This window comes from Zemynaea arenosa (assembly GCF_004614185.1).
Lineage (GTDB): Bacteria > Pseudomonadota > Gammaproteobacteria > Burkholderiales > Burkholderiaceae_D > Telluria > Telluria arenosa.
Window position 1 is genome coordinate 1 of sequence record NZ_SPVF01000241.1, and the last position, 7664, is coordinate 7664.

6 protein-coding genes are annotated in these 7664 nt (G+C 69.1%); 3 read left to right on the plus strand and 3 right to left on the minus strand.

Going from position 1 to position 7664, the window contains the following annotated elements; all coding sequences use genetic code 11:
* The coding region (locus E4L96_RS18875) for an oligosaccharide flippase family protein (RefSeq protein ID WP_135208761.1) at positions 1-1186 on the minus strand (1186 nt) is incomplete at its 3' end.
* Positions 1183-3237: a glycosyltransferase gene (locus E4L96_RS18880; RefSeq protein WP_135208766.1), complete on the minus strand. Its 2055-nt coding sequence runs from the start codon at positions 3235-3237 to the stop codon at positions 1183-1185. The genes E4L96_RS18875 and E4L96_RS18880, both read right to left, overlap by 4 nt.
* Before the next feature lie 112 nt (positions 3238-3349).
* Between E4L96_RS18880 and E4L96_RS18885 the strand changes: the two genes are divergently transcribed.
* A complete protein-coding gene (locus E4L96_RS18885) occupies positions 3350-4615 on the plus strand; it encodes a putative O-glycosylation ligase, exosortase A system-associated (RefSeq protein ID WP_135208762.1) in 1266 nt (421 codons plus the stop codon).
* Here E4L96_RS18885 and E4L96_RS18890 read toward each other — a convergent pair.
* Positions 4612-6075: a class II glutamine amidotransferase domain-containing protein gene (locus tag E4L96_RS18890; protein WP_135208763.1), complete on the minus strand. Its 1464-nt coding sequence runs from the start codon at positions 6073-6075 to the stop codon at positions 4612-4614. The two genes, E4L96_RS18885 and E4L96_RS18890, sit on opposite strands and share 4 nt — an antisense overlap.
* Before the next feature lie 217 nt (positions 6076-6292).
* Between E4L96_RS18890 and E4L96_RS18895 the strand changes: the two genes are divergently transcribed.
* Both E4L96_RS18895 and E4L96_RS18900 read left to right on the plus strand, forming a co-directional pair.
* Positions 6293-6991, plus strand: a complete 699-nt coding sequence (locus tag E4L96_RS18895) for a GNAT family N-acetyltransferase (RefSeq protein ID WP_135208764.1) — start codon at positions 6293-6295, stop codon at positions 6989-6991.
* The coding region (locus E4L96_RS18900; RefSeq protein WP_167758744.1) for a hydrolase 2, exosortase A system-associated at positions 6988-7664 on the plus strand (677 nt) is incomplete at its 3' end. The genes E4L96_RS18895 and E4L96_RS18900, both read left to right, overlap by 4 nt.

A 7664-nucleotide genomic window follows, 5' to 3' on the forward strand; every position in this document is an offset into this window, starting at 1 on the left:
GGTAGCGGCAGGTCAGCCAGGTCCGGAACATGGCGGATCCGCTCACTGCCCACGCCGCACCAGCCAGGCCGCCGAGGGCGCCCGCCGCCACGGCGGCGATGCGGACCAGCGCCGCCAGCACATCGAGCCGTGCCTGGAGCTTCACGTGGCCCGTCGCCACGAACAGGTAACGCGACACGCCGCCCATGCTGTACAGCGCGGCGGACACGCACAGCACACGGATCAGCGGCACCGCGCCGTCCCACTGGTCGCCATACAGAACGCGGACCACGGGCAGCGTCGCCACCGCGACCACGGCGAAGAACGGCCAGGCGCACGCGGTCAGGTAAGTTACCGTCGTCAGATAAGCCGTGTTTGGGCATCCGCCACTGCGCTCACGCTCCGCGTACAGCGGCAGCAGCACCGGCGTCACCGCCGCCATCACCACGTTGCGAAACACCGCGAGCACGCTCTGCGCTTTACCGAACAGACCCGCGCCTTCCATGCCGATCAGCTTTCCGATCACGAGGTCCGGCGTGGACACGGCGGCTTCGTCGACCACCGTACCCGCGGTCGATACGGCACCGAACCCCAGCACCTTGCGCATCCCCCGCAGCGATGGAAGCCACGGCAGTTCCGCCGGCCGCACCGCGAGGCTGGCGAGCAGCCCCGCTACCGAGGCGCTCAAGGTGGCCCATGCGAGGCTCATGTAGCCCGCACCGTACCACGCCAGCCCTGCCGCCGCCAGCGCGCCAGTCAGTCCATAAATCACGTTGACCGCACACACCGCGCCAAAGCGCATCTGCCGCCGCAGCAGGGCCAGGGTCACGGATGATGCGGGAATCAGCACGAAGTTCACCGCCAGCAGCTGCAGCACCGTCACCAGCCGCGGTTCGGCATAGAAGGCTGCCAGCGGCTCGCTCAGGAGCGCGATCAGCACCGCCAGCCCGGCCGCCAGCAGGTACGACGTGCCCAGCACCGCGCGCAGCGCCGCCGTATCCAGCTCGCGCGCCTGCACCACGTACTGGCCAACGCCGAAGTCGCGCAGCACATGCGCCAGCCCCACCAGCATCGAGCCGATCGAATAGATCCCCGTCTCCTCCGGCGTGAGCAGGCGCGCCACCACCATGCTGGCGGCCGTGGCGACGATCAGCAGCAGGTATTTTTCAGCGAAGGAGAACAGCAGGGAGATACGGGTGGAACTCACGGCAGCAGCCCCGCGTAGAAATCGCGCGTGCGCTGCTCCAGCAGCTCGGGCGTATATTTGGCTTGCACCTCGGCGCGGCCGCAGCGCCCCATGTAGACGCGCCGCAGCGGATCGTCCAGCAGGCTGCCGACCGTCTCGCGCAGGATGTGGGCATCGTCCGCTGGCACCAGCAGGCCGCCGCAGCTCCCGCCCAGCACATCGGCCGTGCCCGGGACGTCGGTCCCGATGGCGGGCACGCAGCAGGACATCGCCTCGATCGTCGAAATGCCGAAGCCCTCATTGCGGCTCAGGAGCAGATGCAGGTCCAGCGCCGGCATCACATCCTCCACCGCTTCCACATGCCCGGCGAAGCGGACAAAGTCCTGCAGTCCGCGTTCCTGCACCGCTGCCTTGACCTCCGACTCCAGCGGCCCCGCCCCGACCAGCAGCAGGTACAAGCTCGGAAAGCGCGGCCGCAACGCCGCCAACAGATCGAGCAGCAAATGCGGCCGCTTCTGCGGCGCCAGCCGGGCCACGCTGCCCAGCACCAGCGCGTCCGACGGGATCAGGTAGCGCTGCCGCGCCGCTGCGCGCCGGATCGTGCACGGCAGGAAGCGCCGCGCATCGACGCTGTTGGGGATTACCGCCAGCCGCGTGGCCGGTGCCAGCAGCGGCGCATAGGTCTTGAGGAAGTGGTCCAGTGCCGACTCGGACACCGCATACACGCCGCGCACCGCGCGAAACGCCGCGCGGTACATCGGCGCCTGCCAGGCCGCCATCTCCATCTGCGGGAAGGCATTGTGCACGCTGATCACGCACGGCTTGCCGCTGCGCGCGGCCATCCACAGGAGCGAGGCGCCGTAGGACGTCCAGCAAAACGCGACGTGCACCAGGTCCGGGCGCAGCATCCGCATGCGCGGTACGCCGGCCAGCTGGGCCCCGAGCTTGCGCGCGCGCCGCCAGTTCCAGTGTTCCAGGAACTGCGGCGGGTCGAACACCCGCAACGGCACGCCATAGCTTTCCAGCTCCGCGGCCAGCTGCCCGGTGCCCCGAAAGCGTGGCACCGCCAGCATGCTGCGGTAGCCGGAACGAGCCAGGACCCGCGCCTCCTGCGCCATGCGCAGCTCCATCCCTCCGAGCCCGCCGGAGACGCTGGTCAGCAGCACCTTGGGAGGCTGCGCGCCGCGCCAGGCCTGCGTGATATAGCCGGCGAGATGGGCGCGCTCCCACGCGTGCCGGAAGCCGCGTTCCAGGTCGCGCGCGAGCCAGCTGCGCAAGCCGCCCGCGCACTCGGCGGCATAGCGGGCGTACATCCAGCGCGGCACCCCGAACAGGCGCTTGCTGCCATCCGGGACTTCCTGCCGGCGCGCGCCCCGCCCAAACCTGCGGGCCCGCTCCAGCACCCACGCGCGCGTCAGCTGGTGCGCGCGGATCCGGTGCGCCACCCGCGCCTTCTCGCAGAACCAGGCCTTGTAGCCGTGGCTCGCGATGCGGCGCGTGAATTCGGTCTCGCTGCCCATCGCATACTGGCCCGCCGTCGGTCCGACCTTGATGTCGAAGCGGTGTCCTTCCGCGAACACTTCGCGCCGCACCGCCATGTTCGCGCCCCAGGCCAGTCCGGGAAACACCGGCCCTTCGTTGCAGGCCGTGATACCGTAGGTGAGCCCCAGCGGCACCTGGCGCAGGATCCAGGCCGGCGGCGTCACTTCCCAATCGGGGACGATGGCGCCGCCGAAGATCGCATAGTCGCAGCGCACCCGCGCGCAGGCGTCCAGCTGCACCAGCCAGTCGGCGTCCGGCGTCGCATCGTCATCCGTGAAGACAAAGAGATGGGAGCTGTCTTCGCGCAGCGCGCACTCGAGGGCGAGATTGAGAGCCGCGCTTTTGCCACCGCGCGGCTTGTGCAGCAGCTGCAGCGGCAGCCGGTCGCGGTAGGACGCCAGCAGATCGGCGGTGGTGTCGGTGGATCCATCGTCCACGATCCGCAGGACCCAGCCGCCGTCCGGCGGCTCCAGCCGGCAGTAAGCCTCGAGGACTTTGGGGAGAGTGGAGGCGCCGTTAAAAGTCGCCATGAGAACGGTCAACAAGCTCGCCTCCCTGGTGCTCTAGTATCCGAAAACTACCAAGGGGCAGTGTACCGGCGAGCTTTCGCCCCTCGTTGAGCCGTCTCAAGGGGGGCCGAACGTGCGCGACATCCTGGTTTTCCTGATCGTCTTCGGCTCCATTCCCTACATCCTGCGCAACCCCGTGGTCGGGGCGCTCATGTGGGTCTGGATCAGCGTCATGAGTCCCCACACGCAGGGCTGGGGCTTCGCCACCACCTTCCCGTTTGCCTACATCATCGCGGTCTGCACGCTGGCGAGCCTCGTGTTCACGCGCCAGCCACGCAACCTGCCCACGGCCGCGCCGGTGCTCGCGCTGCTGGCGTTCACGGTGTGGATGAACGTGACATTCCCGTTCTCGCTCTATCCAGAGTACGCCTTTCCGCAATACACCCGGGTCATGAAGATCATGCTGATGACCTTCGTGGTCGCGATGGTCATCAAGAGCAAGGAGGACGTGCGCCGGCTGGTGTGGGTGCTGGTGATTTCGCTGGGTTTCTACGGCGTCAAGGGCGGCATCTTCACGCTGCGCAGCGGCGGTGGCCAGCGTGTGTGGGGACCGGGGGCCACCTTCATCGGTGATAACAACGCACTCGCGCTGGCGCTCATTATGGTGATCCCGCTGATGTACTACCTCCAGCAGACCAGCACCAACAAATGGGTGCGGCGTGGGCTGACCGCCTCCATCCTGCTATCGGCGCTGGCGGCGCTGGGGTCATATTCGCGCGGCGGCTTGCTCGCCATCGTCGCCATGTGCGGCTTCATGTGGCTCAAAAGCCGCAAGAAACTGATGGTCGGCTCGGTGCTGGCGGCGGTCGGACCGGCACTGCTGCTGTTCATGCCCCAGGAATGGGCCTCGCGCATGGACACGATCGACAACTACCAGGCCGACGCCTCGGCCATGGGCCGCATCAATGCGTGGTACATGGCGTGGAACCTGGCGCGCGACCGCATCTTCGGCGGCGGCTTCGAAATCTACGAACCGGCCACCTTCGCCGCCTACGCACCGGTGCCGAACGATGTGCACGCCGCCCACAGCATCTACTTCCAGGTGCTGGGCGAGCATGGCTTCGGCGGCCTGGCGCTGTACCTGCTGGTGGGGATCACGACCTGGCGCACCGCGGCCTGGATCGTCAAGAACGCGCCGAAGGCACCGGGCATGCAGTGGGCCGTGGAAATGGCGACCATGATGCAAACGAGCCTGATGGGTTTTGCGGTCGGCGGCTCCTTCCTGAGTCTCACCTATTTCGACGTCCCGTACTACCTGATGTGCGCCCTGGTGGCCACCCGGGTACTGGTGCAGGCGAACCTCCCGCCACCCGCCCCAACGATGACCCGCCCCGGCTAGCTGCCGGCCAGGCTGGCCTCCGCGCGCTCGGTGCCCTGGCGCGCTGGCGCATGCGCGGCCAGCCACCGTTCCAGCATCATCAGCGGCCACACCAGATCCGCGTGCTCGGCCGGATTCCCCGTCAACAGCATGTCCAGCATTCCATCCCGCACCAGCTGCCGGCGCCTGAGGTCCAGCAGGCTGTCGAACGCCAGTTCGCGCAGGCGGGCGTCGGCATTGAACCAGCCTGCGGCACTGGGCTGCGGAGACCATTCGACGCGCAACGCAGCCCCTTCCATGCCGGAGAACGCCGGCTCGATCCCGGCCGCATGGCATGCCGCTAAGGCCGCAGGCAGTGCGCCGCCGCACACGGCAAAGCGCAGCTCGAGCAGCACCAGCCGCTCCATCGCCGTGCGCCCGTAGTTGGACCAGTCCGCGTCGCGCAGGCGGCGCAGCGGACCGCCCGGGTCGATCGTCGCCAGGAAATCGCGGTGCAGCACCTGCGCCGCCCCGCCGTAGCGGGCCAGAAGACTGTCGGCGTCCACGCGACACGGCAGGGACTGGGCGCTGCGGCTGATGCGGGTCCGCAGCCGGTCCAGTCCGGCTGTGCTGAGCTGGCCCAGACCATGGAACAGCAAGGGTTCGACCGCCAACTGGCGCAGCGCTGTGGGCAGCCGGTCGTAGCGCCAATACACACGTTGACGTTCAAGCAAAGCGGCGTCCAACGGCAGCGCCACGGCCAGTTCGCTGGCCCCGGCCGCCGCCGCGCGCCGCGCGCCGGCCAGCAGCGGGATCAGTAACGGCACGCCACACGGTTGATCAAGCGCCTCTGCCATTTGCAGCACGGCCGCGGCAACGTCGCGCGGCGCCTCCGCCGGGACGGCCGGCGCGTGGATCACCTCGGGTACCTGTGCTGAACCGGGGCCGCGATGCTCGAGCACACCATCCCGCAGGTAGAGCGTTTCGCCGGGCCCCAGCCGCTGGTGCCCTTCGTGTATCGCTTCCCCCACCGGCACGTAGCCGAAGTACAGATAATCGAACAAGGCCTGCCCCGCTACGGTCCGGCCCGCCAGCGGATGGCGCATCAGCGCCGCCGCGGAGCTTGCGAACAGCAGTCCGTCCGCCGTCTTCTGCACCAGCAGGGGCCGGCTGGCCAGCCGGTCTACCGCCAGCAGCGCCTCGTTGCGCTGCGCGTCGAATAGTACGAATGCGTACGAACCGTCCAGGCTGGCGCACAGGGCGCGCCCCTGCGCCCGCCACAGCCGGGCGATCGTGGCCGCATCCCCGCCCCAGCAGGCGACCGCCAACCCGTCGCCGGAAAACGCGGAGCCGGCGCCCGGAGCCGCCGCCAAAGCGGCCTCGCCTACGCCGTTCCGTACGGTGTAAGCCGTGGCGACACGCCGGTCCAGCAGGGGTGCCGCCATCTCATTCAGGCCGATCCGGCCCGGCCGCCGGGCTATCCAGCCGCACAGGCCGCTCATGCGGCCGCCTCGCGTGGTGGCATCTGCAGGGTCATGACAAACCTCTTTTTGATGTGGGAGGAATCCATGATTGAAGATTCGCAGAACCCCTCTTTGAGCCCCCTCAAACACGCCCGGCGCGCGCCCCCGCGCTGTTCAATTCAGCGGGATTGAGTGTGGTCAAAGCCCGACAGGAACGCAGGTGTCTAATGGCTCGTGTTCACCAGCCCGAACCGCTATGATCTCGCGCCTTCGCCTCACGTTTCGCCAGCTCGGGCCGCTCGACGGCTGCTGGTACCTGCTGGCCGTCCTGCTCGCGCGCGCCAGCCGGGGCCGTGTGGTCCTGTACAAGTACCGGTTGATGGCCCAGCCGGTGCACCCGCGCCCCCTCGGCGGCGGCCGCGGGCGCAGTATCGACGTGCGCAGCGCCGGGCCGGAACTGGCCGAAGCGCCGCACGGCCGTCCGCCCTCCGTGATCCGCCACCGCTTCGCCCAGGGCGCACACTGCCTCGCGGCCTGGCGCGGCGGCGCCATGGCCGGCTTCCTTTGGTACTGCCCGGGCCCCTGGACCGAAGACGAAGTCCGGGCCCGCTACGTGCCCGCCACGCCCGCCGCGGTGTGGGATTTCGACGTCGCCGTGTTCGGCGGCCACCAGCTCGGCTTTACCTTCGTCCGCCTGTGGGAGGAGGCCTACCGCCGCTGGCACGCGCACGGGGTGCGCTGGACCATGAGCCGGATTTCGGCCTTCAACCCGGGCTCGCGCGCCTCGCACGGCCGCCTCGGCGCCATCAAGCTGGGCAGCGCCGTGTTCCTGCGCTGCGGCCGCTGGCAATGGACGGTGGCCACACTGCCGCCCTTCCTGCACCTGTCGCGGCGGGAGGATTCGATGCCCCAGTTCCGCCTCGCGCCGCCGCCCTTCCTTTCGGACCAGCCATGAACGCACCCTTCTCCGGCATGCCGCACGCCGAGCCGTTCTTCTTCGACGCCGAACCCGGCACGCGTTTCTGCCTCTACCACGCGCCGGACCCGCGGGTGAAGCCGCGTGGTGGCATTCTGTACATCCACCCGTTTGCGGAGGAGCTGAACAAGTCGCGCCGTACCGCCGCCTTGCAGGCGCGCGCCTTCGCCTCGGTCGGCTACGCGGTGTTACAGGTGGACCTGTTCGGCTGCGGCGACAGCTGCGGCGACTTTTCCTCCGCCCGCTGGGACATCTGGCAGTCCGACCTGGAAGTCGCCTTCCGCTGGCTGCACGCCCGCGTCGGTGGCCCGATGTACCTGTGGGGCCTGCGCTTGGGCGCGCTGATGGCCCTCGATTTCGCCTGCGCCACGCCGGTCGAGGGCATCATCCTGTGGCAGCCGTTCGTGCGCGGGCGCACCTGCATCAACCAGTTCCTGCGCGCGCGCCTGGCCACCGAGCTGCTGGTGGACGGCATCCCGGTGAACACCACCGCGCTGCGGGACGACCTGTACGGCCATGGCTTCATCGAGATCAATGGCTACGAGCTGTCCGCCGAACTGGCTCGCGCCATCGACGCGCGCGACGCCGCCGCCATGGTCCCGCGCACGCCGCGGGTCGACTGGTTCGCCACCGGCACGCCGGACGACGGTGC

Coding starts and splice junctions, on each gene's coding strand:
- E4L96_RS18880 (WP_135208766.1), bottom strand. CDS start 3,237: ATGGCGACTTTTAACGGCGCCTCCACTCTCCCCAAAGTCCTCGAGGCT.
- E4L96_RS18890 (WP_135208763.1), bottom strand. CDS start 6,075: ATGAGCGGCCTGTGCGGCTGGATAGCCCGGCGGCCGGGCCGGATCGGC.
- E4L96_RS18895 (WP_135208764.1), top strand. CDS start 6,293: ATGATCTCGCGCCTTCGCCTCACGTTTCGCCAGCTCGGGCCGCTCGAC.